This is a genomic window from Herbaspirillum aquaticum, assembly GCF_002213425.1.
Taxonomy (GTDB): domain Bacteria; phylum Pseudomonadota; class Gammaproteobacteria; order Burkholderiales; family Burkholderiaceae_D; genus Herbaspirillum; species Herbaspirillum aquaticum.
Genome location: NZ_NJGV01000009.1, coordinates 34,532 through 60,497, shown reverse-complemented (window position 1 = coordinate 60,497; position 25,966 = coordinate 34,532). Strand labels below are relative to the sequence as shown.

The following is a 25,966-nucleotide window of genomic DNA, read 5'->3' as shown; positions in this document are numbered from 1 at the left end:
GTTTGCGCCACGGCGGGGCAGTCCGTATATTTTTGTCCACCGCCGCTGCGCGAGGACGGTCTGCGAAGACAGTACTGCTGCAGCGATTCCTGATGCACAAAAGAGGCTTCCATGAGCAAAACGCAGCAACGACATGCATTCGATTACGCCGACCCCCTGATGCTGGAGCAGCAACTGAGCGACGATGAGCGCCAGGTGCGCGATGCCGCCCAGGCCTATTGCCAGGACCGCCTGGCCCCGCGCGTGCTGGAAGCCTTCCGCCACGAGAAGATGGATGTGAGCATCTTCCGCGAGATGGGCGAACTGGGCCTGCTGGGCGCGACCATCGATGAGCAGTACGGTGGTGCCGGTCTGAATTACGTTTGTTATGGCCTGATCGCGCGCGAAGTCGAGCGCGTCGATTCCGGCTATCGCTCCATGATGAGCGTGCAGTCCTCGCTGGTGATGACCCCCATCAATGCCTTCGGCACCGAAGCGCAGAAACAGAAATACCTGCCCAAGCTGGCCAGCGGCGAATGGATAGGCTGCTTCGGCCTGACCGAACCCAACCACGGTTCCGACCCCGGCAGCATGATCACCCGCGCGCGCAAGGTGGACGGCGGCTACAGCCTGTCCGGCAGCAAGATGTGGATCACCAACAGCCCGGTGGCCGACGTCTTCGTGGTGTGGGCCAAGGATGACGAAGGCGAGATTCGCGGCTTCATCCTCGACAAGGGCGCCAAGGGCTTGTCGGCCCCGGCCATCCACGGCAAGGTCGGCCTGCGTTCTTCCATCACCGGGGAAATCGTGATGGACAACGTCTTCTGCCCGGAAGAAAACGCCTTCCCCGACGTGCGCGGATTGAAGGGCCCCTTCACCTGTCTGAACAGCGCGCGTTACGGCATCGCCTGGGGCGCACTGGGCGCGGCCGAAGACTGCTACGAGCGCGCGCGCCGCTACACCATGGAACGCCAGCAGTTCGGCCGTCCGCTGGCGGCCAACCAGCTGGTGCAGAAGAAGCTGGCCGACATGCTCACTGAAATCTCGCTGGGCCTGCAAGGCTGCCTGCGCCTGGGACGCCTGAAGGATGAGGGGTATTCCGGTATCGAGCAGACCTCGATCATGAAGCGCAACAGCTGCGGCAAGGCACTGGACATCGCCCGCATGGCGCGCGACATGATGGGCGGCAACGGCATCTCCGATGAGTTCGGCGTGGCGCGTCACCTGGTGAACCTGGAAGTGGTCAACACCTACGAGGGTACGCATGATGTGCATGCGCTGATCCTCGGCCGCGCCATCACCGGACTGGCGGCTTTCTCCAACTGAAGCGACATCGCCTGCAAGCCGCCTCTACGGTGGCTTGCAGGCGATGTATTTCCGCTCCCGCTCTTTTCTCGCTACAGCACGCCCCGTTCGCGCAACGCGGCGATCTGCGCTTCTTCCATCCCCAGCAGCGACTGCAAGACTTCTCCCGTGCCTTCACCCAGGGAGGGCGGTGCCTTGCGCACCGGCAGGCGTTCGCCATCGAAACGATAGGGCGGTGCCAGCACCTGCACACTGCCGGCTTCCGCATGTGGATGCGTGCTGACCAGGCCGGCAGAGGTGGCGCGCGGACTGGTCAGCGCCTCATGCAGGCCCAGCACTTCACCGCAGGGAATGCCGGCCTGGTGTAGCTTGGCCAGCAGGTCGGCACGTTTGCGGGCCTTGAGTTCGCGGTTGATTTCCGGGACCAGCACGTCGCGATGCTGGCCACGGCTGACATTGGTCTTGAAGCGCGCATCCTCGGCCAGGTCGGGACGGTCGATGACGCTTTGGCAGAAACGCTGGTACTGGCTGTTGGTGCCCACCGTAATGACCAGCCGCCCATCGGCCGCATCGAAGACGCCATAGGGAATGATGGAGGGATGCGCATTGCCATAGCGCGGCGGATCGTCGCCCAGGATCAGCGCTTCCAGACCGTAATACGAGGTGATCATGACGCCGCAATCGAACAGCGCCATTTCCACATGCCGGCCCTGTCCTGTCTGCTGGCGCTGGTACAGCGCGGCCAGCACGCCCTGGGCGGAATACATGCCGGTGAACAGGTCCACCGCCGCCACGCCCAGTTTCAGCGGGGGCTGGGTGGCCTCGCCATTGAGCGACATCAGGCCGGATTCGCCCTGGATCACCAGGTCATAGCCGGGCCGCGTGGCTTCCGGCCCGCTGCTGTCGTAACCGGTGATGGAGCAATACACCAGGCCGGGATTGTCGCGGCGCAGGGTCTCGTAATCGAGGCCAAATTTCTGCACGCCGCCGAACTTGAAATTCTGGATCACCACATCGCTCTTGCGGGCCAGCTGGCGCACGATATCTTGGCCTTCTTCGGTCTGCAGGTCCACGCTGATGGAGCGCTTGTTGCGGTTGACGCTGTTGAAATACGCGGTCTCGGTCGAGCCGATGCGGGTCCCCCAGTCGCGCGTGTCGTCGCCGCGTTCGGGGTGCTCGACCTTGATCACTTCGGCGCCCAGGTCGCCCAGTACCATCGCACACCACGGACCGGCCAGCACGCGCGAGAGGTCCAATACGCGCACGCCGGCCAGCGGCAGGGATGCAGTTTGTTCAGTCATGTTGTCTCCTCATGGACGGGATGCGTGCTGCGCTTGTTGTTCTGTATGACGTCGTTGCGCATCCCGGTACCGCTATTGTTCCGGTGCCTGCCGCAGCCGCCGGAAATCGGCAGGCCGTTTTTCAAGGAAGGCGTGAATGCCCTCGGCCGCTTCGTCTTCGCCCTGCGAGAGCACCATGTGCTGTGCTTCCTGTTCCAGCTGTTCTTCCAGCGTGGCGCCGTAGGCATGCTGGCACAGGTGCTTGATGCGGGCCATCGCCTGCGCCGGTCCGTCGGCCAGGGTGGCGGCCAGTTGCACGGCGGCTTGCAGTGCCTGTCCCTCCTCGACCAGTTGATTGACTGCGCCCATGGCATGCAGGCGTTCGCCATTGAATCGCTCACCGGACAGGCACAACTGGGTCAGCACCTGGCGCGACAGGAATTGCGCCAGGAAGGCTGTCACGCCGCCATCGGGCGTGAGCCCGACCTTGACGTAGGCTACCGAGAACTGCGCTTGGCGGGTGGTCACCAGCAGATCGCATGCCAGGGCCAGCGACAACCCGGCCCCGGCCGCGCCACCTTCGACGGCGGCGATCACAGGCTTGCTGCAGCGGCCGATATGGCGGATCAGGTCGTGCAAGCCTTCCAGTTTTGCACGCCGTTGCTGGGGGGCCATGCTGCGCCGCTGGGCCAGCAGGCGCAGGTCGCCGCCGGAACAGAAGAAGTTGCCGCCCCCGGCCAGCACGATGGCCCCTACCTGCGGATCGGCCTGGGCCTCGTCGAGCGCGGCCGCCAGCGCCGCGTACAGGTCGGCGTTGAGGGCATTGCGCGTGGCCGGATCATGGTTGATGAGCACGCGCACCGCGCCGCGCTGCTCGCACAGGACTTCGCTCATGCCGGTACTTCGCGGCCCAGCGCGATGTAGCGTTGCAGGTGATGGTCTTCGTCGCCGAGCTGGTGATCGATCATCACCAGGCGCTTGGCGTAGTGCGACAGCGGCAGTTCCCAGGTCATGCCGATGCCGCCATGCAACTGGATGGATTCTTCGGCCACCAGCGTGCCGATGCGGCCGATGCTGAACTTGGCCGCCGACAAGGCACGCTCGCGCGTGAGGCGGTCGGCGTCCAATGCAGCAGCGGCATTGATGACCGCCGAGCGCGCCTGTTCCACTTCCAGCAGCAGGTCGGCCATGCGGTGCTGCAGGGCCTGGAAGCTGCCGATGGGCAGGCCGAACTGCTTGCGGGTGCGCAGGTAATCGAGCGTGGCCTCCTTGGCCACCTCCATCGCGCCCAGTGCTTCGGCACACAGCGCCAGCACGCCGCGTCCGAGGATGCGCTCCAGCAGCGCAGCGCCTTGGTCCGCGCTGCCCAGCAGGGCGTCGGCGGGCAGGGCAACCTCTTGCAGCAGCAGGTCGGCTACGCGGCCACCGTCGATGGCGTCGCTGCCTTGCAATTGCAGGCCCGCCGTATTGGCCGGGATCAGGAACAGCGAGATGCCGTCAGCGTCATCGCTCGCGCCGCTGGTACGGGCTGAGACCAGCAACACATCCGCCGCTTCCGCTTGCACCACGACCGCCTTGTGGCCTTGCAGGCGCCAGCTTCCGTCGGCTTCTTGCGTGGCGCGCGTGGTCACATGCGTGGGTGCATAGTGGCTGTCGGCTTCTTCATGGGCCAAGGCGGCCAGGGTCTGGCCGGCGATGATCGGTTCCAGCAAGGCCTTCTGTGCGGGCGTGCCAGCGGCCGCGATGGCCTCGCCGACCAGGATGGCACTGCCCAGCAAGGGCTCCAGCAGCAGGCCGCGGCCGATCTCTTCAAACACCACGGCGATATCGAAACCCCCACCGCCGTAGCCGCCGTCTTCCTCACGGAAGAGTGCGCCGATCACGCCCATTTCGGCCAGTTGCGACCACATGTCGCGGCTCATGCCGGGCTTGGATTGCAGCAGGTGCTTGCGGGCTTCAAAACCATACTGTTCGGTAATGAGACGGCGCAGGCTGTCGGCCAGCATGCGCCGTTCTTCGGTGTGCTCGAAATTCATGGGCGTTTCCTCACAGGCCAAGGATCATCTTGGAGATGATGTTCTTCTGGATTTCATTGGAGCCGCCGAAAATCGACAGCTTGCGATTGTTGAAGTAATGCGCGGCCGCACCGGCAGCGGCCTCCGGGCCGAGCGTGTGGCCATCGTGGCCTTCATCCTGCGCCTGCCACTGATAGGGGCGCGCGTAAGGGCCCATGGCGCGGCGGGTGAGGGCGGTGATTTCCTGGCGGATCTCGGTGCCGCGTATCTTGAGCATGGAGCTTTCCGCACCGGGCGCACCACCGCCGGCGACCGCCGAGATGACCCGCAGGTTGGTGGTCTTCATGTTCTCCAGATCGATTTCCACGCGGGCCATGCGGGCCGCGAAGAGCGGGTCTTCGGCCAGCGGACGGCCATGGCTGCGTTGCGTGGCGGCGATCTTCTTGAGCCGTTGCAGTGCGGCCACCGAGAAGCCGATGCCGGCGATGTTGGTGCGCTCATAGGTCAGCAGGTACTTGGCGCAGCTCCAGCCGCGATCTTCCTCGCCGACCAGGTTTTGTACCGGTACGCGCACATCGGTGAAGAAGACCTCGTTGACTTCGTGCTCGCCGTCCAGCGTGATGATGGGACGCACTTCCACGCCCGGTGCATTCATGTCGATCAACAGGAAGCTGATGCCTTCCTGCTTCTTGGCTTCGCGATTGGTGCGCACCAGGCAGAAGATCATGTTGGCGTAGTGGCCCAGCGTGGTCCAGGTCTTCTGGCCATTGACGATGTAATGGTCGCCATCGCGGACCGCATGCGTCTTTACGGCAGCCAGGTCGGAGCCCGCGCCCGGTTCCGAATAGCCCTGGCACCACCAGTCCTCGCCACTGAGGATGCGCGGCAGCCAGTATCGCTTCTGCGCTTCATTGCCGTACTTGATCAGCACCGGTCCCAGCATGTTGACCCCGAACGGCACCACGCGCGGCGCATGCGCCAGGCAGCATTCGTGTTCGAAGATGAATTTCTCGATTACGGTCCAGCCGGTGCCGCCATATTCGCGGGGCCAGTGATTGGCCAGCCAGCCGCGTTCGTTGAGGATGGCGTGCCATTGTTCCATCTCGTCGCGGCTCAGGTGCTTGCCGCTGGCCACCTTGTCCGACAAGGCCTTGGGCAGCTTCTCGGCGAGGAAGGCGCGCACGCTGTCGCGGAAGGCTTCTTCGGCCGGGGTGAAATTCAGATCCATTCCAGTCTCCTTGGGGATGCAGTGCAGCGATGCTGCGCTTCAATAGATTTCAAACAGGCCGGCCGCACCCATGCCGCCGGCGATGCACATGGTCACCACGGCGTAGCGCACACCGCGCCGCTTGCCCTCGATGAGCACGTGCCCGGCCAGGCGCGCGCCGGTCATGCCGAAGGGATGGCCGATGGAAATGGCTCCGCCGTTGACGTTGAGCCGTTCGTCCGGAATGCCCAGGCGGCGCTGGCAGTAGAGGGCTTGCGAAGCGAAGGCTTCGTTGAGTTCCCACAGGCCGATGTCTTCCATGCGCAGCCCGTGACGCTGCAGCAGGCGCGGCACCGCGAAGACCGGGCCGATGCCCATTTCATCGGGCTCGCAGCCAGCCACGGCAAGGCCTCGGAAAGCGCCCAGCACCGGCAGTCCCGCCCGTTCAGCAGCGCGGGCTTCCATCATCACGCAGGCCGAGGCCCCGTCGGAGAGCTGGGAGGAATTGCCTGCGGTGATGAACTTGTCCGCACCCATCACCGGGGCCAGCTTGGCCAGCGCCTCATCAGTGGTGCCTGGGCGATTGCAGTTGTCGGCCTCCACCGTTACCTCGCGCAGGCTGGTCTGGCCGCTGGCCTTGTCGGTGACTTGCATGGTGGTGGTGCAGGCCACGATCTCGTCACGGTAGCGTCCGGCTTCCTGTGCCTCGGTGGTCTTGCGCTGGCTGGCTGCGGAGAAGCGATCCTGGTCTTCGCGCGAGATGCCGTAGCGTGCGGCCACGATGTCGGCGGTCTCGATCATGGGCAGGTAGAGGTCGGGCTTGTGCTCGACGATCCACGGGTCCATGCCGCTGTCGCCGCTGTCGGTGGCGCTGCGGCTGCGGATCTGCGAGATGCTTTCCACACCGCCTGCGATCATGGCGTCAGCACCATCGACCACGATGCGGCCGGCCGCCATCGCAATGGCTTGCAGGCCCGAGGCACAGAAGCGGTTGACGGTGGTGCCGGCGATGCTGATGGGCAGCCCCGCGCGCACGATGGCCTGGCGCGCGATGTTGCGCCCGGTAGTGCCTTCCGGATAGCCGCAGCCGAGGATGGCGTCCTCGATCTGGCCCGGATCGATGCGCGCACGCTCGACGGCCGCGCGCACCGCAAAGGCTGCCAGGGTCGGACCGGGCGTGACGTTGAATTCGCCGCGATGGGCCTTGGTCAAGGGGGTACGCGCAGTGGATACGATGACGGCTTCCCGCATCATGGAATTCTCCTGGAAGGATGGTGCAAGGTGGAGACCGGCGATGCGCGCGGTCTCCGGCGATTCCGGGTTGGCGATCAGCCGGCCTGGTTCAGCGATTCAAAATTGGCACCGCGTTCGACCAGCTCCACCAGCAGCGGCGAGGGTGTCCAGAACAGCGGATCTTCGGCGGCGAAGGCGCGGATGTCGGCCAGCACATTGGGCAGGCCGACCATGTCGGCGTATTTCATGGGACCGCCACGATGGCGCGGGAAACCGTAGCCGTACAGGAAGGTGACATCCACATCCAGCGGACGCAGCGCAATGCGCTGATGGACCACATTGGCACCTTCATTGATCATCGCGGCCAGGTAGCGGCGCTGGATGTCTTCCTTGCTGAAGCTGCGCGGCGTGATGCCGGCGCGTGCACGTTCCTCGTCGATGAGCGCCAGCACTTCCGGATCGGGTGCGCCGCTGCGCGGACCATCGGGATAGCGATAGAAGCCGCGTCCGCTCTTCTGTCCAAACCAGCCGCGCTCGCACAGGCGGTCGGCAATGTGGACGTAGCGCGCACGCGGATCGCGGGTGGCGGCGCGGCGCTTGCGGGTGGCCCAGCCGATGTCGCCACCGGCCAGGTCCACTACCTGGTACGGCCCCATGGCAAAACCGAAGTCACGCACGGCGGCATCGATCTCATAGGGTGAAGCGCCATCTTCCATCAAGTAATCGGCTGCCTGGCGATACACGGCCAGGATGCGGTTGCCGATGAAGCCATCACAGACCCCGGCGCGCACCGGCACCTTGCGCAGGCGCTTGGCCAGTTCGAAGGCGGTAGCCACAACCTCGCTGGCGACCTGGCGCGGTACCACGATTTCCAGCAGCTTCATCACATTGGCGGGGGAGAAGAAGTGCAGGCCGATCACGTCCGCAGGACGGGAGATGCTGGCGGCAATCGCATCGATGTCGAGGTAGGAAGTGTTGGTCGCCAGCACGGCACCAGGTTTGCAGACGCGGTCCAGTTCCGCGAAGACGGCTTGCTTCACGTTCAGATCTTCGAACACGGCTTCGATCACCACATCGGCGGCGGACAAGTCTTCATAACGGGTGCTGCCGTGCAAGCGCGCCAGCACGGCATCGCGGGCCTCTTGCGTGAGGCGGCCCTTGGCCACCTGGGCGTCGTAAGTTTTTTCCACATGGCCGCGTCCACGTGCCAAGGCTTCGTCGTCGCGTTCAATCATGGTTACCGGCAAACCGGCATCGAGCACCGCCACCGCGATGCCCGCACCCATGGTGCCACCGCCGACCACGCCGATCTGTTCAATGCGGCGCGGCTGGGCGTTGCGGGTCTCGGGGGCTTTCTGCACTTCGCGTTCGGCGAAGAAGGCGTGGATCAGGCCGGCGCGTTGCGGGCTGTCCAGGCATTGCAGGAAGAACTGGCGTTCCAGTGCGAGTCCTTCCTCGAAGGGCAGGGTGGTGGCGGCTTCCACGGCATCGATGATCTTGTGCGGGGAGAACAGGCCGCGTGATTTCTTGCCAGCCTCGGCGCGTGCGGCCGCAATGGCCGCCTGGGTGGCGGCGGTATCGGCCAGCCCCTTGCCATCGCGGCTGCGGCGTACCGGGGCGTGCTTGTCCAGCAGGGCCTGCAGTTCGCGCAAGCCGGCCGCGCGTGCGTGGTCGGCGCTGTCGCCTTCGACCAGTTGATCCACCAGGCCGAGCGAGAGGGCTTCCTTGGCGCCGAGATGTCGTCCGGTCAGCATCATGTCCAGCGCGGCCTGCGCACCGATGAGGCGCGGCGTGCGCTGGGTGCCGCCGGCACCTGGCAACAGGCCCAGTTGTACTTCGGGCAGGCCCAGGCGGGCGTTGCCGAGCGCCACCCGGTAATGCGCAGCCAGCGCCACTTCCAGCCCGCCACCGAGGGCCGCGCCGTGGAGGGCGGCCAGTACCGGCTTGCTGCAAGCCTCGATGCGATTGCACAGTTCGGTCAGCAGGGGCGATTGCGGCGGCTTGCCGAATTCGCGGATGTCGGCCCCGCCGATGAAGTTGCGCCCGGCGCCGGTCACCAGGATGGCGGCTACGCCGGCATCGGCTTCGCCCTCCTCGATGGCCGACATCAGGCCCCGGCGCACCGCCACCCCCAGCGCATTGACCGGCGGGTTGTCGATGGTCACCACCAGGATGGCGCCTTCGCGCGCCAGATGGACGGGGGGCGTTTCGCCCGCAGCCGTGGATGGCTTGGACATGCAGCAGTCTCCTGTTCTAGTTGGTTCGCATAGCGAAACTCAAGTTCGCAAATGGCTTTTGTCGGCAACGATACCGCATTTGCGCCGGATGTGTAAACCGTGCATACCGCAGCGCTCCAATCTGCACAATTGTCAGCAAGGGTCAGGCAGGGCGGGCGTTTGCGGCCGATGGGCAAAAGGGCAGGCTGAGCCGGGGGCCGCTGTTGACGCTGTTGAAACGCCACATTGGGCGCATGTGTTTTGCACAGCGGAACACGCGTTCGCAAATAATTGACACTGCGATTTCAGGTGTGTACATTCCACAGCCAATGAGGGGCGACGTGACCATGCGGCACGGCCCTGCCACGCGGAGAAGTGACGGATGGATGAGATTGTGTCGTTCAAGGGTGAGGATGAGAGCCACGACCGGCAGTTCGTCAATGCCCTGGCGCGTGGACTGGAGATCCTGCGGTGCTTCCGCCCCGGGGAGATCTACCTCACCAACACCGAACTGGCCAAGCGTACCGGCCTGCCCAAGCCGACCATCTCGCGCCTCACGCACACCCTGACCCGGCTGGGCTATCTCGAATATTCCGAAGACCAGGGCCGCTATCAGCTCGGCTCCGGCGTGCTTGCGCTGGGCTACTCGCTGCTCTCCGGCATGGATGTGCGCAAGCTGGCGCGTCCGGCCATGCAGGAGCTGGCCGACTATTCGCAATGCAATGTGGCGCTGGGCATCCGTGATCGCCTGAGCATGGTCTACATCGAAGCCACGCGCGGCCAGTCCGCCGTGACCTTGCGCCGCGATGTCGGCTCGCGCATTCCGCTGGCCACCACCTCCATGGGCCGCGCGCTGCTGTGCGCCTTGCCCCAGAACGAACGCGATTTCCTGATGGACCACATCCGCTTGCGCAATGAAGAGCAATGGCCCAAGGTCAAGGCCGGCATTGAACAGGCCTTCAAGGATTACCAGGATCATGGCTTCTGCATTTCGGTTGGCGAATGGGAAAAGACCATCAGCGCCGTGGGCGTGCCCATGATCGATGCCAACGAAGAAAAGCTCATGGCCTTCAACTGCGGTGGCCCGGCCTTCATGTTGACGCGCGAGATGCTGATGGAAGACCTCGGCCCGCGCCTGGTCAACGTGGTGCGCACGGTGGAAGCGAGCATGGGCCGCCACTGAGCGGCAGGCAGCAAAGCACGAGCAAAGAACGAGCAACAACGAGCACGGAGACAGACGCGCCGCCATGCCGCAGGCATGAGCGGTGCGCAGCAAGGCAGTACCGCAGGTCCATCACAAAAACAAAACCAGAAGTCAGCGCCATCGGGGTCATGCAGGCCCGTTTCAGCCATGGGTGTCCGGTGCGGTCCGGCCGGGATGCGCACGTTCGCAGGCAGCGTCGTGCGCCTGGCATCCATCGCTGAACCGGGACGTCCCCGGCCAGGACACAGCAACATCACTCAGATTCACTCAGATGAAAAAGGTGGAGACAATGACGAACAAGCATCAAGGCATCAAGCGACTGGCCCTGCTGGCCTGCATCGCCTCGGCACTGGCCGGTGGCGCGGGCAGTGCGGCCGCCGACGAACTCAAGATCGGCGTGGAAATCCCGCTGACCGGCAGCCTGGCACGCGTGGGCTCGGGCATGCAGGAGGGTATCAACGTGGCGGCTGACGTCTTCAACAAGACCAACGGCAAGCACAAGATCAAGCTGGTCACCATCGATGACGAATCCGCACCGGCCAAGGCCATTGCCGCCGTCGAGAAACTCGCTGGCGAAGGCGTGCTGGCCATCACCGGTGGCTACGGCTCCAACAACATCGCACCGGCTGCCGATGCGGCGGGCAAGGCCGGGCTGGTCTACATGACCTCCGGCGGCGTGGACGACAACCTGGTCAACAGCGGCCGCAAGAACTTCTTCCGCATCAACAACGTGGCCGGCTACCAGAAGGCCATGGTGGGCCTGCTCGACGACATGAATGCGCGCTCGGTCTCCATCGTCTATTCCACCAAGGAAGCCACGGCAGCGCTGGCCAAGGACCTGGAAAAAGCCTGGGGTGCCAAGGGCCTGAAGGTCACTTCGCACGCCTTCGATCCGGCCATCAGCGACTTCAAGCCCATCGTCAACAAGATCAAGCTGCAGGACAAGCCGGAAGTCATCGCCATGATCGGCTACGAGAATGACTACGTCGGCATCCTGCGCGCAGCGCGCGTGTTGAAGCCTGCGGTCAAGGCCATGGTCGGCGTGTGGTCGCTGGCCACCCCGAAGATGGCGCAGGACTTCCCGGACCTGGTGCCCAATGTGTATGGCACGGCGCTGCTGCCGTACCCGGCGCAGTTCACCACGGCTGACGGCAAGCTCTTTGAAGAAACCTATCGCCGCCTCTACAAGAAAGACCCGGACTACCTGGGCCAGTTCGGCTACGTGCAATCGATGCTGCTGTTCGAAGCCATCGCCCGCGCCGCCGACAAGGGTACGCTCAAGAAGAATGGCGTGGCCGAAGAAATGCGCAAGACCGATCGCGATACCTTGATCGGCCGCGTGCAGTTCGGTGCCAATGGCGACAACCTGAACTTCACCCACCACATGGGCCAGCACCAGGGCGACAAGGTCGCCATCGTCTGGCCCAAGGCGGCTGCCACCAACAAGATGAATTATCCGGCCGTGCCCTGGTAATGCCCGGGCGGCGCGCACCTTGCACGGACGTGCGCGCCGTTGCCCACTCCAACGGAATGCAGACATGAATGAACTGATACTGCAAGCCCTGTACTCAGGGCTGCTGCAGGGGGGCTCCTACGCCCTCATTGCCCTGGGCCTGGCGCTGGTATTCGGTGCCATGCGGGTCATCAACCTGGCGCAGGGCGAGCTGGTCTTGCTGGCGGCCTACATTGCCTACTCGGTGGAATCGGGCTTGGGCCTGAACCCGGTACTGGCCATCCCCATCGCGCTGGTGGTAGTGTGCCTGACCTCGGCCATCGTGTATTTCGTGGTCAGCCGCATCAAGAAGGACCGCGAGATCAATTCGCTGATCCTCACCTACGGCATCGGCGTGATCCTCACCAACGGCATGCTGCTGATATGGAAGGCGGACATCCGCTCCACCAGTTCCGAATGGCTGCAGGAAGCCTTCGTGCTCGGCCCCTTCTACAGCATGCGCAGCGAAGTGCTGTTCTTCGGCGTGAGCCTGTTGATGATGGCCGCGCTCTGGTGGTGGCTCTCGCGCAGCTGGTATGGCCGCGCGGTGCGTGCCGTCTCCAGCAACCGCGATGCGGCCAAGCTCATGGGCATCAATCCCGGCTATACCGAACTGGTGTCCTTCATCGTGGCGGGCATCCTGGCGTCCTTCGCCGGGGTGGCCTTGTTCAGTTATGGTGTTATCAGCCCAGCTTATGGCGGCGTGCTCACGGTCAAGGCTTTCATTATTACTGTATTGGCCGGTGTGGGATCGATTCCGGGCGTGCTGATCGGCGCGATCCTGCTGGGCGTGGCCGAGGCGCTGACCGTGACCCTGGCCAGCTCGGCGCTGCAGGAGCTGGCCGGCATGGGGCTGTTCCTGCTGGTGCTGTTCATCATGCCCAACGGCTTGTTCGGCGTGCGTGCGAGAAGGGGATGAGATCATGACGATGAACAAGAACAAGCTGCCCGCATTGCTGCTGCCGCTGCTGTTGATCGGTGCCCCGCTGTTGCTGGCGCAGGACCATTACGTGATGAGCCTGCTGGTGGCCTCGATGGTGATCGGCGGCATCGCGCTGTCGTGGGCGCTGCTGGGCAATCTGGGTGGCATGATCAGTTTCGGTCACGCGGCTTTCTTCGGGGTGGGGGCTTATACCTCGGCGGTATTGAGCATGAAATTCGGCGTGCCGGTATTGCTGGGCCTGCTGCTGGGCGGCGTCGGTGCATTGATTGCAGCACTGGCGATGCTGCCGGTATTGCGCCTGCGCGGTCCGTATTTCGCACTGGCGATCCTGGCGTATGCGCACATCTTCCGCATCCTGGCCACCGAGTGGACATCGATGACCGGTGGTTCGGGCGGGCTCTCCAACATTGCGCGCCTGCCGACGGTCATGGGGGTGGATCTGTCGAGCAAGATCGGCGCGTATTTCGTGATCCTGCTGATCGTGGCGCTATTCGCGCTGGTGTATGCGCGGCTGCGCGAAAGCCACTATGGATTGGCCCTGCGCGCCATGCATGAGAGCGAGGACGCGACCCGCGTGGTGGGCGTCAACAGCACCGTGCTCAAGGGCATGATGCTGCTGCTGTCGGCCTTCATGTGCGGTGTGGTCGGTGCCTTCAATGCGCACTACATCAGCTTCCTGGAACCGGACTATGCCTTCAGCGCCCTGTGGGTCACCATCCCCATCGTGGCGGCCATCTTCGGGGGTTATCGCAGCATCACCGGGCCGGTGGTCGGCGCAGTGGTGGTCTACCTGCTGGACCAGCTGGTGTTCAAGAACATCATTCCTTCCGGCCATCAGCTGGTGCTGGGCGCCTTGCTGGTGGCGATGATCGTCTTCAGTCCGGACGGCTTGCTGCCACTGCTGCGCAAGCTGGGCAAAGGGAAATCCGCAGGAGGCAAGCATGCTGCAACTTGAAAAAGTCTCGGTGCGTTTCGGCGGCCTGACGGCGGTCGATGAAGTCACGCTGCAGGTCGGCACCGGCGACGTGGTCGGGCTGGTCGGAGCCAATGGTGCGGGCAAGACCACGCTCTTCAATGCCATCTCCGGACTGGTGCGTCCGACCAGCGGCAGCATCCGCTTCAATGGCTCCGATATCCTCCACGCGCCGCTGCACCGTCGTGCGCGGCTGGGCATCGGCCGCACTTTCCAGATTCCGCAGCCCATGCATGAACTGACGGTGCGGCAGAACCTGGTCGTGGCGCAGCGCTTTGCCACCGGCCGGGTGGATGCGGCCAAGATCGACGAAGTGCTGGCCTTCACCGGCCTGGCCGAAAAGGCCGGGCGCGATGCCGCCACCGAACTGGCGCTGACCGAACTGAAGGCGCTGGAAGTGGCCAAGGCCCTGGCCACGCAGCCCAAGTTGTTGTTGCTCGATGAAGTGTTGGCCGGGCTGGAGACCAACGGCAAGCGCCGCTTCATGCAAATGCTCAAGGGGCTGCACGAGGCCTTCGCGGTGGGCATCGTCATCATCGAACACGACATCGAGACCATCAGCAACCTGTGTCCGCGCGTGGCCGTGCTCAACTTCGGCCAGCTCATCGCCGAGGGGGCGCCTGCGCAGGTGTTCAATGATCCGGCGGTCATCAAGAGTTATACGGGAGCGTGAATGCTTGAAGTCACCAACCTGCGCGCCGGCTACGGCGCCATCAATGTGCTGTGGGACGTCTCGCTGACGGTGGGGCAGGGCCAGCTGACCACCATCATCGGGCCCAACGGTGCGGGCAAGACCACGCTGCTGCGTGCCATCATGGGCCTGATCCCGATCGGGCAGGGCCAGGTCACGCTGGAGGGCAAAGTGCTCAATGGCATGCCGACCTGGGAAATATCCAAGGTCTCGATGGCCATGATCCCGGAAGGGCGCATGATCTTCCGTGCCATGAGCATCGAGGAAAACCTCATCGTCGGCGCCTTCGCCCCGCAGCACCGCGCGCGCGTGAAGGACAACCTGGAGCGCGCCTACACCATGTTCCCGCGCCTGCGCGAACGTCGCCGCCAGCTGGCCGGTTCGCTCTCGGGCGGCGAGGCGCAGATGCTGGCGATGGCGCGCGGGCTGATGTCCGAACCCAAGCTGCTCATCATCGATGAACCCTCATTGGGATTGGCCCCGGTGGTGGTGAACGAACTCTTCGAGATCCTGGCGCGATTGAAAGCAGAGGGCCGCACCATCATCCTGGTGGAGCAGAACACCGAACGCGCCGTGGGCGTGGCCGATCACGTCTACCTGATGCAGGGTGGCAAGGTGATCCTGTCGCAGAAGGCCAGCGAGGTGGCGCTGGATCACCTGCATGACCTTTATTTCGCACGATGAGGCGGGGCGGCGATCTGCGCCGCACAGGTCTCGCCCGGCGTGAAGCTTGCTGCAAACAACAACGCCCCGCCATCTCACGACAGCGGGGCGTTGTTCATGCTGCCTGGCGAATTCAGGCCTTGGACTTGCCGTCCTGTGCCTTGGCGGCTGCCAGTGCGGTCATGTTGATGACACGGCGCACAGTGCTCGACGGGGTCAGCACGTGCACGGGAGCGGCCGCACCCAGCAGGATGGGGCCGATGGTGGTGCCCTGGCCGCTGCTGGTCTTCAAGACGTTGAAGAGGATGTTGGCGGCATCCAGGTTGGGGCAGACCAGCACGTTGGCCGCACCCGTCAAGCCACTGTCGGCCAGGCCGGCGTTGTTGCGGATCTTCTCCGACAGGGCGGCGTCGCCATGCAGTTCACCGGCGGACTCGACGTCCGGTGCCAGCTTCTTGAAGGCTTCATGCGCGGCGGCCATCTTGCGGGCCGAAGGACGCGAGGAGCTGCCATGGTTGGAGTGCGACAGGAAGGCCACCTTCGGCGGCACACCAAAGCGCGCCACTTCTTCGGCGGCGGCCTTGGCGATGCGCGCCAGCTGCTCGGCGTCCGGGGTGTCGTTGACGTAGGTGTCGGTGATGAAGAGCGTCTGTTCCGGCAGCAGCACGGCGTTGAGGGCAGCGAATTCCTGCGCGCCGTCCTTCAAGCCAATCACCTTTTCCACATGGGCCAGGTGGCCGTCGTAGTTGCCATCCAGGCCGCACAGCATGGCGTCGGCGTCACCGGCCTTGACCATCAGCGCCGCCAGCAGGCTGCCGCTTGCGCGCACGTCGGCTTCGCTGCCGTCCTTGTATTGGGCGGCGTACTGCGCCACGCGGGCATCGCTGGCCGGATCGATCACTTGCACGTTCTGGCCGATCTTGATGCGCAGGCCGGCCTTCTTGATGCCGGCTTCGATGGCGGCGGGCTGGCCGACCAGGATCGGCGCGGCCAGGCCTTCGTCAGCCACGAACTGCACGGCGCGCAGCACGCGCTCGTCCTGGCCATCGGCGTAGACCACGCGTTGCGGCGCGACCTTGGCGGTGTTGAAGACGGGCTGCATGAACATGCCGGTCTGGTAGATGAACCGGGTCAGTTCTTCGCGGTAGGCGGCGTAGTCCTTGATGGGACGCGTCGCCACGCCGGACTCGGCGGCCGCCTTGGCCACGGCCGGGGCGATTTTCAGGATCAGGCGCGAATCGAACGGGGTCGGGATCAGGTAGTCGGCACCGAACACCAGTTCCTTGCCGGGGTAGGCGGCGCTGACTTCGGCGCTGGTCTCGGCCTTGGCCAGGTCGGCGATCTCGCGCACGCAGGCCAGCTTCATGGCTTCGGTGATCTTGGTGGCACCGCAGTCCAGCGCGCCACGGAAGATGTACGGGAAGCACAGCACATTGTTGACCTGGTTCGGGTAGTCCGAACGGCCGGTGGCGATGATGCAGTCCGGACGGACCGACTTGGCCAGTTCGGGACGGATTTCCGGTTCCGGGTTGGCCAGGGCCAGGATGATGGGCTTGTCGGCCATGGTCTTGACCATCTCGGCGGTCAGCACGCCAGGGGCCGAGCAGCCCAGGAACACATCGGCGCCATTGACCACGTCGGCCAGGGTGCGGGCTTCGGTCTTGATGGCGTAGCGTTGCTTGGAGGCGTCCAGGCCACCGGGGCGGCCTTCATAGATGACGCCCTTGCTGTCGACCATGTAGACGTTCTCGCGCTTCACACCCAGTCCGATCATCACTTCCACGCAAGCGATGGCGGCAGCGCCCGCGCCGGAGACGGCGATCTTGACGGCGCCGATGTCCTTGCCGACCAGTTCCAGGCCGTTCAGCAGGGCGGCCGAGGAGATGATGGCGGTGCCGTGCTGGTCATCGTGGAAGACCGGGATGTTCATGCGGGCCGAGAGCTTCTGTTCGATGTAGAAGCATTCCGGCGCCTTGATGTCTTCCAGGTTGATGCCGCCCAGGGTCGGCTCCAGTGCGGCGATGATCTCGACCAGCTTGTCGGGGTCGTTTTCGGCCAGTTCGATGTCGAAGACATCCACGCCGGCAAATTTCTTGAACAGGCAGCCCTTGCCTTCCATCACCGGCTTGGAGGCCAGCGGACCGATGTTGCCCAGGCCCAGCACGGCGGTGCCGTTGCTGATGACGGCCACCAGGTTGCCGCGCGAAGTGTAGTCGAAGGCCTTCAGGGGATCGGCTTCGATGTCCAGGCAGGGATAGGCCACGCCCGGCGAATAGGCCAGCGACAGGTCGCGCTGGTTCGACAGCGGCTTGGTGGGACGGACTTCGATCTTGCCGCGCGACGGGGTGCGGTGGTATTCGCGGGCGGCGTCACGCAGGAGTTGCTCGGCGGCAGAAATTTGTTGGGTCATGGTCTCGGTGAGGGATGAAAAACGGTCTTGAGGCAGCAGCTTGCACGACGTCCGACGTCGCTGCAGCCAGCTTGCGCTGTTCTGGTTTCCTGGTCTTGAATGCGGCGGGCCGATCGGAAAGGATGGTGGTTTCTCGTCGGTCCGGAGTGGGGTGCGGAAACCGGCTTCCGATATCGGTTGCCGGGTGGCCGCGCCTGCCTCCGCCCGCTCCGGGCTTGTGGCCGCGGGAACGGGTGCGGGGAGGGGGATATTACCTAAAAATTCACGCTTCGGGTTTTTTGCGGCCATGCCGTTTGAGTTCAGGGGGACGTTGGCGGCTGTTACAAGCTGTTTCCAAGTCGACGATTGTTGACACAAATCTGCAAGCAAGAGGCGCGCATAATGTCGTTGAGCCCGCTGATGAGGTGCATGCCGGTCATCCGTGGGAGCGGTGAGGCGCGTTGTGTCTACAGTCTTCGTTTCAATCGCGATTCACGCGTTTTTATCGTTTTTTTTGATTTTTCAACTTTGTCGGGAGCATCGTCATGAGTCCGCAAGAAACCCAAGCCCTTCAGGATTTCCTCCAGCAACTGACCCAGGTGCGGGGCATCAGCAAGGATGCCCAGGCCGACGCCATGATCCAGGCCGCCGTGGCCCAGCAGCCCGATGCTGCCTACCTGCTGGTGCAGCGCGCCTTGCTGATGGAGCAGGCCTTGAACGCCACCAAGGCGCAGGTGACGGCCTTGCAGAACCAGGTGCAGTCCCTGCAGGCCAATGCAGCGGGTGGGGCGCGGACCTCGGGCTTTCTCGATGGCAACGCCTGGGGCAATGCGCCGGCGGCAGCTTCGGCGCGAGCGCAGCCAGCCGCCCCGGCCTATGTGCCGGCCGCAGCGCCTGCCTATGCTGCGCCCCAGCCAGCTGCACCGGCTTACCAGGCGGCACAGGCCCCTTCTTCGGGATTCTTCGGCGGCGGCATGGGCAGCATGCTGGGGACGGTGGCCGCCACCGCAGCGGGCGTGGCCGGTGGTGCCTTCCTGTATCAGGGCATCGAGCACCTGTTCAACGGCAACAGCGGATCGGGACTGGCGCACCAGAACGGCTTGAGCGCCCCGGTGGAAAATATCGAGAGCACTACCGTCAACAACTATTACGGCAGTGAGGGTGATCGCAAGTCCGACCTGGCCAGCAATGACAGCAGCAGCGGCGACACCAGCAGCGATCTGGCTGATCTCAGCAATTTTGACCTGGATGACAGCGGCGGCTACGACGATACGCTGGTGTGAGCCGCCGCACCCTTTGCTTCACCCCTCAGCCCGCAGGCACGCGCCTGCGGGCTTTTTCATGGGCATGACCGTCTTTTTGCTTCATGTACGCGGGTAGAAGCTGTCTTCCAGCAGCATGTCCTCGAAGAAGGCGCCGAAACGGTGTTGGGGATCGCGCAGGTGGATTTCCAGGATCCAGCGCATGGCCGAGGGCGCCTGGTCGAAATCGGCCAGGGAGCCGGTGTGGATGGCCGCGTGCGGGAAGTCGGACACGCGGTGGCCCGGCAGATCGAAGTTGAGTTCCCAGCCCATGGCCTGCGCGGTCTTCTGGGCGAACGCATACAGCTGGCGACCGCTCAGGCCCTGCTGGTCCCAGACCGCGCGCACTTCATGGAACAGGGTTTCGGCGTCGCGCGCACAGCGGGCATACTCGCCATGGGAGCCGACCGTGAAGCTTTGGCCGCCGTCGCCTTCCCACTCGCCCAAGCGGGGCGCGATGTCAAGGAAGAACAGGTCGTTCTCCTGCAGGACCACGCCGGGCACCGAGGCCTGCTTCATGGGTTTGATGGTGTTGCTGCCAAAACGCACGCGGGTGGGATGCCAGCTTTGCGCCAGGCCCATGTCGGCCATCAGCTGGCGGGCCATGGCCACGGCGTCTTCTTCCACCATGCCCGGCGTGATGCGCGCGGCGATGCGCTCGATGGCCAGGCGGGTTTGCTGGCGGGCCAGCAGCATGCCGTCTACTGAAAAGGCTGGGCCGATGCGTTCGGCAGGATGGGGGGCGGGGTGATCGGTGGCTTGCATGCATTCTCCTCGGAGGGGACCCGCAGCGCGGGCAAGGACTGCAGTATCGCGGTGGGCTCCCCCGGCGTGGGGCGCTGGCAGCAGGCGATTGCGGCCAGGCAGCGCTGCTTTCGCGCCATCGCGTCGGCTGGCGTGAATGGCCTGCGATCTGGCCGGTATGCGCTCCTGTTGACCCCTGCTGCCGCTGCCTGCCCATGGCACAATGAGCGCCAGCTCCCGCTTACCTGATGACCCGGTTCCCCGATGACGATAGTGACGATGGTGGTATTCGATGGCGTACAGGCGCTCGACGTCTCTGGCCCGCTGGATGTGTTCGCCGAAGCCAACCGGTTTTTGATGCCGTCCGACCGCTATCGGCTGCAGACCGTCAGCCTCGATGGCGCGGCCGTGACCTGTTCCAATGGACTGGTCCTGCAGGCGGGGCAGACCTGGCAAGACGGCGTGCCTGTATCGGATCTGTTGCTGGTGGCCGGTGGCCCACCCGTTCCCGGACGTTTGCTGCCGCAGGATCGGCAGGCCTGGTTGCGCCAGGCCTGCCAGCAGGCGCACCGCTTCGGGGCGATTTGCAATGGCATTTTCCTGCTGGGCCATGCCGGCCTGCTGGCGGGGCGCACCGTGACCACCCACTGGAACGATGCTGCCGCCCTGGCCCAGCTCTGCCCGCACGCCCGGGTCGAGGCCGATCGCATCTACGTGGAAGATGGCAACCTCTACAGCTCGGCGGGCGTGACGGCCGGCATCGATCTGGCGCTCTACCTGCTGCGCCGCGATCACGGCCCCGAGGTGGCGCGCAATGTGGCCAAGCGCCTGGTGGTGGTGATGCAGCGTGCCGGCGGCCAATCGCAGTTCAGCCCGTGGCTCGATGCCATGGCCGACCCGGCCTCGCCAATCGCCGAGGTGCAGCGCCAGATCCTGGCACAGCTGCGCCAGCCCTGGCCGGTGGCCGAACTGGCGCGCCTGGCCAACATGAGCCTGCGCAGCTTCACCCGCAGCTTCAGCCGCGAGACCGGCATGGCACCGGCCCAGTTCATCCAGCGCGCCCGCATCGAGGCGGCGCGCAACCTGCTGGAAAGCGGCGACCAGCCCATCAAGGGCATCGCCTATGAATGCGGTTTCGGTGACGCCGGGCGCATGCGCCAAGCCTTCGTGCGCGCCCTGGGCGTGAGTCCGCAACGCTATCGCGAGGCTTTCCGGCAACACGATCCGGCCTGCAGGCTTGCTTGACTTGTGGCTGAGTCGGCCATATGATGCATACACATCGATGCATATGCATAGTTAATCGCAACTGACGGGATCGGCAGAACCGGCCCCGTCAGTTTGTTTATCCGGCTGCCGCCCGCGCCCTTTCTGGAATGCCCATGAGCAAGGACATCTGCACCTGCGCCCCCCTGCGCCGCCTCACCCGCAGGATCACCATCATCTATGACCATCACCTGCAGGACAGCGAACTGAGCATCACCCAGTATTCGCTGTTGAGCCGCATCGGTCGCAAGGGGCCGATTGCCAACATCGTGCTGGCGCAGGACATGGGCATGGACCGCAGCACCCTGAGCCGTGCCTTGAAGCCGCTGATGGCGGCCGGCTGGATCGAGACCGTGGACCTGCCCGACGAGGCCCTGCTGGACAAGCGCTCCTTCGCCCTGCAACTCTCCCGGTCCGGCCGCGCCAAGCTGGAGGAAGCCCGGCCGCGCTGGCGCCGCGCCCAGGACGAGATCGACCGCCGCCTTGGTCCCAAGCTCGCCCGTGAATTCAATGACCTCATCGAAGACGCCTATGCCCGCCTGCAGGACGCCTGAGGCGCCAGCATGCCCGCTTTGAAGGTGCAATGAACCTTGCCTCACCCGACGATTCGCTCCCACCCATCCAACAAGCTCGCTCTGCCCTCCTGACAGGATCGCAATGAACAAACTGACCCAATCGCTGGCCAACGCCGTCACGCCCCGCTTCCACTATGCCTGGGTGGTGGTGGGCGTGATCTTCCTCGTGCTGCTCTGTTCGGCCGGCATCCGCGCCACGCCCTCGGTGATGATCCTGCCGCTGGAGCAGGAATTCGGCTGGAACCGCTCCACCATCTCGGTGGTGATCTCGGTCAACATCGCCCTCTATGGCCTGATCGGCCCGTTCTCGGCGGCGGCCATGCAGCGCTTCGGCATCCGCCGTGTGGTGCTGGGCGCGCTGGTGCTGCTGGCCACCGGCACGGCGCTGTCCACGCTCATGCACATGCCTTGGCACATGCTGCTGTCCTGGGGGCTGCTGGTCGGTGCCGGTACCGGTGTGGCCGCCAATACCCTGGGCGCCACCATCGTGAGCCGCTGGTTCGAGACCCGCCGCGGCCTGGCGATGGGCTTGCTGACCGCCAGTGCGGCCACCGGGCAGATGGTGTTCCTGCCCCTGATGGCGGCCATGGTGGGCAGCTACGGCTGGCGCTCGGTGGCCTTCCTGGTGTCGGCCGTGGCACTGCTGGCGATCCCGCTGGTGTGGCTGTTGCTGCCGGAAGGCCCGGCTTCCATCGGCCAGAAAATGGTGGGCCAGACCAGCGAGACGGCCGATGATGGCCGTTCCAAACGCAATCCCCTGGCGATCGCCTTCGATGCGCTGCGCACCTCGGTACGCATGCCGGACTTCTGGCTGCTGTTCATGAGCTTCTTCGTCTGCGGGCTCTCCACCAACGGCTACATCGGCACGCAGTTCATCGCCATGTGCAATGACTACGGCATCAACGAAGTCAGCAGCGCCTCCATCCTGGCCGCCATGGGCATGCTGGACCTGGTCGGCACCACGCTCTCGGGCTGGCTCTCGGACCGCTACAACCCGCGCGTGCTGCTGTTCTGGTATTACGGCCTGCGCGGCCTGGCATTGATCTTCCTGCCCTATGCCTTCGGCCTGCAATATTACGGCCTGGCCATCTTCGCCATCTTCTATGGCCTGGACTGGATCGCCACCGTGCCGCCCACCGTGCGCCTGGCCAATGACGTCTTCGGTCGCCTGGCCGCGCCCATCGTGTTCGGCTGGATCGTGGCCGGGCACCAGCTCGGGGCCGCCACGGCGACCACCGTGGCCGGTTATATGCGGGCTACGCTGGGCAACTACACGCTCTCCTCCATCATGATGGGCATCGCCTGCCTGGTCGGTGCGGTGCTGGTGTTGCGCATCAAGGGACAAACAGGGCAGCCCCAGCAGCCGCAGGTGGCCAGCGCGTAAAACATTTCACCTGGGTGTTTTGGAGAAGGCCATCTTTCTTGTGGAAGGTGGCTTTTCTTTCACTTATCGGGCATTTGGGGCAATCGCGGGTGCAGGGTGCCCGTGCGAGAATGTGCTCATCGGCCAGCAGGGGCGCTGGCTCATTTTCCTCGCTCGATGATGATCAAGACACTCCGGCAATCCCGGCGGCCGCGCGTGGCGCTGCTGCCTCCCATGGCGGTGCTGCTGGCCTGCGCGCTCGGCCTGGCACCTGAGGCCCAAGGCAGCGAAGCGCTCATGCCCGCGGTGGAGAACAAGACGCCGCTGCAGATGCCTGCGCAAGCGGCGGCCCGCCCGGCTTACCTGGCACGTGCCCAGCGCCGCTTCGACCAGGGCAGCCAGGGCAGCCAGGTGATCGGGGAGTTGCAGGGCGGCGTTTTCTGCACCCGCAAGAACGAGATCGTCTGGAACCAGAACAGCGCCGAGGTCATGTTGCCGGCCAATGCGCTGTTCCAGCGTTTTCGCAGCGAGCTGCAGCAGCATGGCTATCCGGTGCCCTCGGCGCCGGCCGAGCCGTTGTTCCGGGAACAAGGCGCAGAGGCCGCCGGCGAGCGCGCGCGTCCGCCGGACTTCAACCTGCAGGTGGGCGTGATCATCGACCAGTTGCAGACCAACCTGTGCGGCAAGGGCAGCGACGGCTGGACCGGCGAGGCCTATGTGCGGCTGGAATGGCAGGTGTTCGCGCCCGAGCAGCGCAAGGTGATCTATCGCGGCACCAGCGAAGGCGTGTTCCGTTCGCGCGAGCGCAGCCTGCAGGGCAACGCGCCGCCGATTCCGCTGGAGGCCTTCGGCGTGGCGGTACGCAATCTGCTGGCCGACCCGCGCTTTGCACTGGCGCTGCAATCGCCTTATGACAGCGTGGCCGCCGCCAGCGGCATTGCCGACAGTGCGGTGGCGCGCAGCGCCGCGCCCCCGGGCCGGCCGCTTTCCATCGACAACCAGGCCGCCGAGCGGGGCAGCAGCGAGATCGCCAAGCGCATGCCCGAGCTGCGGTCGGCGGTGGTGACGGTGCTCACCGAGCGCGGTTCCGGGACCGGTTTCTATATCGGCAGTTCGGGCTGGCTCCTGACCAACCAGCACGTGATCGGACAGGCAGGTGTCGTGCGCGTGCGCCTGCCGACCGGCCGCGAACTGCAGGCGGAGGTGGTACGGGTTGATGCGGCACGGGACATTGCGCTGCTCAAGACCGAAGCGCCGGGCGTGCGGCCCATGCCGCTACGCATGGGTGAGCCGGGCATCGGCGAAGATGTCTATGCACTGGGTTCGCCGCTGGGGGATGCGTTCAACACGACGCTCACCCGCGGCATCCTCAGCGGGGTGCGCAAGGTGCGCGACCTGGACTTCCTGCAGAGTGACGTGGCGATCCTGCCGGGCAGCAGCGGCGGTCCTTTGCTGGACAAGTCAGGCCAGGTGATCGGCATCACCGTGGCCGGTCTGGGCGCCAAGGGCCTGGCGGGGATGAATTTCTTCATTCCGGTGGGCAGTGCCCTTGAGCGGCTGCAATTGAAGTTGCAGAACCTGGAATCCCACAAGCCTTGATCTGCTGGCCTGAGTCCGCCGCCGGGCACGCCGGACGGCCGCGCCATTCGCGGCAAAAACGTCACCGCGCCATTATTGACTCAAAGTTAAAGATGCGCGGGGAGCGTTGACGACGGCGGCTTGCCTATCTCGGTGCTGCAAATGCCCAGAGCGCGCTCAGGACATAGTTCAGCACCAGTACGAGCAGTGTGACGATCAGTTGCGCGATACGGTAATCCCATCCGGTCCAGTGCAGCAGGAGCTGCAGCAGCAGCGCATTGAGCACCAGGCTCAATGCGGCAATGAGCATGAAGCGCAGGATGGTGCGGCGATATTTTTCCTGGCTGGCAAAGGTCAGCCGATGATTGAGCACGAAGTTCAACAGCGCACCCACCAGGGCACCGCAGGCAGTGGCCATGACGGCGGGCTGCCGGAAGCATTCCACCAGGGTGAGCAGCACCGCGTAGTGCGCCAGCGTTCCCACCGCACCCACCAGTGCAAAGACCAGGAACTGCATCGGCCGCAGCCGCGCGGGCTGCTGTCCTCCGGCCTGGCGCTCAGCCATGCGTGGAGGCTTGCGTGGTATCGCTGTCCGTTGCGCTGGCCAGGGCGCGATGACAGTGACGGATCACGTAGATGGGACGCTGTTTGCTCTCCATGTAGATCCGTCCGACATATTCGCCGAGGATGCCCATGCCGACCAGTTGCAGGCTTCCCGTGAACAGGATGGCCACCAGCAGCGAGGCATAGCCTGGCACGTCGACCCCGTGCAGCAAGGTGCGGATGACGATGTAGAGCGCATAGAGGGAAGTGACCAGGGTCCCGGTGATGCCCAGGTAGGTCATGATGCGCAGCGGAACCGTGCTGAAGCTGGTGATGCCTTCGAGCGCGAAATTCCAGAGCTTCCAGCCGGAGAATTTGGTCATCCCGACCTCCCGCGCCTGGCGTGAATATTCCAGCGTCACCGTCTTGAAACCAACCCAGGCGAACAGACCTTTCATGAAGCGCTGGCGTTCGGGAAGCTGCCGCAGCGCATCGACCACGACCCGGTCCATCAAGCGGAAATCACCCACGTTCTCCGGGATCTTGAGGCCTGAGAGGGCATTGTGGAAACGATAGAACAGCGAGGCGCTCTGGCGCTTGAGGTAGGAGTCGCTGCTGCGGTCGGTCCGTTTTGCCAGGACCACTTCGGCGCCTTGCTCCCACTGCGCAATCATCTGCCCGATCAACTCTGGCGGGTCTTGCAGATCGGCATCGATGGGGATGACGGCCTCGCCACGGGCAGCATCGATACCAGCCGTCATGGCCGCTTCCTTGCCGAAATTGCGGGAAAGTTCGATGACAGTGAAGCGCGGGTCGCGCTGGTGCAGTGCCAGCAGTTCGCGCAGCGTGCTGTCGCGGCTGCCGTCGTCGATGCAGATGATCTCGAAGCGATAGGCGGGCAGGCCCGCGGCGATGGCCGAGATGGAGCGGGCGAAGCCGTCGACGCCGCCCCCTTCGTTGTAGAACGGGACGACCAGCGAAATGGTCTTGGGGCGCGTCATGATGTGGT

Annotated in this window: 22 protein-coding genes; 12 read left to right on the top strand and 10 right to left on the bottom strand. The window is 64.7% G+C overall.

Translation table 11 applies throughout. From position 1 onward, the window contains the following. Positions 1-111: 111 nt before the first annotated feature. Positions 112-1,305, top strand: coding sequence for an acyl-CoA dehydrogenase (locus tag CEJ45_RS11500; protein WP_088755249.1), 1,194 nt, complete (start codon positions 112-114; stop codon positions 1,303-1,305). Between the two features lie 71 nt (positions 1,306-1,376). Here the strand turns inward: CEJ45_RS11500 and CEJ45_RS11495 are convergent, their stop codons facing one another. The 6 genes from CEJ45_RS11495 to CEJ45_RS11470 all read right to left on the bottom strand — a co-directional run bounded on the left by CEJ45_RS11495 (position 1,377) and on the right by CEJ45_RS11470 (position 9,256). Continuing rightward, on the bottom strand, positions 1,377-2,585 hold the full coding sequence (locus tag CEJ45_RS11495) for a CaiB/BaiF CoA transferase family protein (RefSeq protein ID WP_088755248.1): 1,209 nt from the start codon (positions 2,583-2,585) through the stop codon (positions 1,377-1,379). 72 nt (positions 2,586-2,657) lie between these two features. Further along, positions 2,658-3,458 carry an oxepin-CoA hydrolase, alternative type gene (locus tag CEJ45_RS11490; RefSeq protein ID WP_088755247.1) on the bottom strand — a complete coding sequence of 267 codons (801 nt, stop codon included), beginning with the start codon at positions 3,456-3,458 and terminating at the stop codon, positions 2,658-2,660. Then, complete coding sequence (locus CEJ45_RS11485) at positions 3,455-4,600, bottom strand: acyl-CoA dehydrogenase family protein (protein ID WP_088755246.1); 1,146 nt, start codon at positions 4,598-4,600, stop codon at positions 3,455-3,457. Before CEJ45_RS11485 ends, CEJ45_RS11490 begins: the two co-directional genes overlap by 4 nt. 10 nt (positions 4,601-4,610) lie before the next feature. Continuing rightward, on the bottom strand, positions 4,611-5,807 hold the full coding sequence (locus tag CEJ45_RS11480; protein WP_088755245.1) for an acyl-CoA dehydrogenase family protein: 1,197 nt from the start codon (positions 5,805-5,807) through the stop codon (positions 4,611-4,613). A gap of 39 nt (positions 5,808-5,846) precedes the next feature. Next, the gene (locus CEJ45_RS11475) at positions 5,847-7,037 is read right to left on the bottom strand and encodes an acetyl-CoA C-acyltransferase (protein WP_088755392.1); all 1,191 of its coding nucleotides are present in this window, start codon (positions 7,035-7,037) and stop codon (positions 5,847-5,849) included. Between the two features lie 77 nt (positions 7,038-7,114). After that, positions 7,115-9,256: a 3-hydroxyacyl-CoA dehydrogenase NAD-binding domain-containing protein gene (locus CEJ45_RS11470; RefSeq protein ID WP_088755244.1), complete on the bottom strand. Its 2,142-nt coding sequence runs from the start codon at positions 9,254-9,256 to the stop codon at positions 7,115-7,117. A 361-nt stretch (positions 9,257-9,617) separates the two neighbouring features. On the opposite strand from CEJ45_RS11470, the gene CEJ45_RS11465 reads away from it, so the two are divergent. The 6 genes from CEJ45_RS11465 (at position 9,618) to CEJ45_RS11440 (ending at position 15,222) form a co-directional block, all read left to right on the top strand. Next, positions 9,618-10,418, top strand: a complete 801-nt coding sequence (locus tag CEJ45_RS11465; protein ID WP_088755243.1) for an IclR family transcriptional regulator — start codon at positions 9,618-9,620, stop codon at positions 10,416-10,418. Positions 10,419-10,728: 310 nt separating this feature from the next. After that, positions 10,729-11,913: an ABC transporter substrate-binding protein gene (locus CEJ45_RS11460; RefSeq protein WP_088755242.1), complete on the top strand. Its 1,185-nt coding sequence runs from the start codon at positions 10,729-10,731 to the stop codon at positions 11,911-11,913. Between the two features lie 64 nt (positions 11,914-11,977). After that, the gene (locus CEJ45_RS11455; protein WP_034340218.1) at positions 11,978-12,850 is read left to right on the top strand and encodes a branched-chain amino acid ABC transporter permease; all 873 of its coding nucleotides are present in this window, start codon (positions 11,978-11,980) and stop codon (positions 12,848-12,850) included. A gap of 4 nt (positions 12,851-12,854) precedes the next feature. Further along, positions 12,855-13,829 (top strand): branched-chain amino acid ABC transporter permease, encoded by a 975-nt coding sequence (locus tag CEJ45_RS11450; protein ID WP_088755241.1) that lies wholly within the window; start codon positions 12,855-12,857, stop codon positions 13,827-13,829. Beyond that, positions 13,816-14,520 (top strand): ABC transporter ATP-binding protein, encoded by a 705-nt coding sequence (locus CEJ45_RS11445; RefSeq protein WP_088755240.1) that lies wholly within the window; start codon positions 13,816-13,818, stop codon positions 14,518-14,520. Before CEJ45_RS11450 ends, CEJ45_RS11445 begins: the two co-directional genes overlap by 14 nt. Next, positions 14,521-15,222, top strand: coding sequence for an ABC transporter ATP-binding protein (locus tag CEJ45_RS11440; protein WP_088755239.1), 702 nt, complete (start codon positions 14,521-14,523; stop codon positions 15,220-15,222). It abuts the gene before it with no gap. 112 nt (positions 15,223-15,334) lie between these two features. Here the strand turns inward: CEJ45_RS11440 and CEJ45_RS11435 are convergent, their stop codons facing one another. Further along, positions 15,335-17,611 (bottom strand): NADP-dependent malic enzyme, encoded by a 2,277-nt coding sequence (locus CEJ45_RS11435; RefSeq protein ID WP_039786011.1) that lies wholly within the window; start codon positions 17,609-17,611, stop codon positions 15,335-15,337. Between the two features lie 524 nt (positions 17,612-18,135). Between CEJ45_RS11435 and CEJ45_RS11430 the strand changes: the two genes are divergently transcribed. Beyond that, the gene (locus CEJ45_RS11430) at positions 18,136-18,873 is read left to right on the top strand and encodes a DUF2076 domain-containing protein (protein ID WP_088755238.1); all 738 of its coding nucleotides are present in this window, start codon (positions 18,136-18,138) and stop codon (positions 18,871-18,873) included. Positions 18,874-18,954: 81 nt separating this feature from the next. On the opposite strand, the gene CEJ45_RS11425 is transcribed toward CEJ45_RS11430, so the two are convergent. Then, positions 18,955-19,656, bottom strand: a complete 702-nt coding sequence (locus tag CEJ45_RS11425) for a M24 family metallopeptidase (protein ID WP_088755237.1) — start codon at positions 19,654-19,656, stop codon at positions 18,955-18,957. Between the two features lie 243 nt (positions 19,657-19,899). Here CEJ45_RS11425 and CEJ45_RS11420 point away from each other — a divergent pair, with 243 nt between their 5' ends. From CEJ45_RS11420 to CEJ45_RS11405, 4 genes are all read left to right on the top strand, one after another. Next, on the top strand, positions 19,900-20,880 hold the full coding sequence (locus CEJ45_RS11420; RefSeq protein WP_088755236.1) for a GlxA family transcriptional regulator: 981 nt from the start codon (positions 19,900-19,902) through the stop codon (positions 20,878-20,880). Between the two features lie 134 nt (positions 20,881-21,014). Beyond that, a complete protein-coding gene (locus CEJ45_RS11415; protein ID WP_088755235.1) occupies positions 21,015-21,452 on the top strand; it encodes a MarR family winged helix-turn-helix transcriptional regulator in 438 nt (145 codons plus the stop codon). A 103-nt stretch (positions 21,453-21,555) separates the two neighbouring features. Then, a complete protein-coding gene (locus CEJ45_RS11410) occupies positions 21,556-22,857 on the top strand; it encodes an MFS transporter (RefSeq protein WP_088755234.1) in 1,302 nt (433 codons plus the stop codon). Positions 22,858-23,016: 159 nt separating this feature from the next. Further along, positions 23,017-24,435 (top strand): S1C family serine protease, encoded by a 1,419-nt coding sequence (locus tag CEJ45_RS11405; protein WP_241517328.1) that lies wholly within the window; start codon positions 23,017-23,019, stop codon positions 24,433-24,435. Between the two features lie 124 nt (positions 24,436-24,559). On the opposite strand, the gene CEJ45_RS11400 is transcribed toward CEJ45_RS11405, so the two are convergent. Together CEJ45_RS11400 and CEJ45_RS11395 are read right to left on the bottom strand one after the other, a co-directional pair. Further along, the gene (locus CEJ45_RS11400; RefSeq protein WP_088755232.1) at positions 24,560-24,979 is read right to left on the bottom strand and encodes a GtrA family protein; all 420 of its coding nucleotides are present in this window, start codon (positions 24,977-24,979) and stop codon (positions 24,560-24,562) included. Then, positions 24,972-25,958 carry a glycosyltransferase family 2 protein gene (locus tag CEJ45_RS11395; RefSeq protein WP_088755231.1) on the bottom strand — a complete coding sequence of 329 codons (987 nt, stop codon included), beginning with the start codon at positions 25,956-25,958 and terminating at the stop codon, positions 24,972-24,974. Before CEJ45_RS11395 ends, CEJ45_RS11400 begins: the two co-directional genes overlap by 8 nt. Between the last annotated feature and the right edge of the window lie 8 nt (positions 25,959-25,966).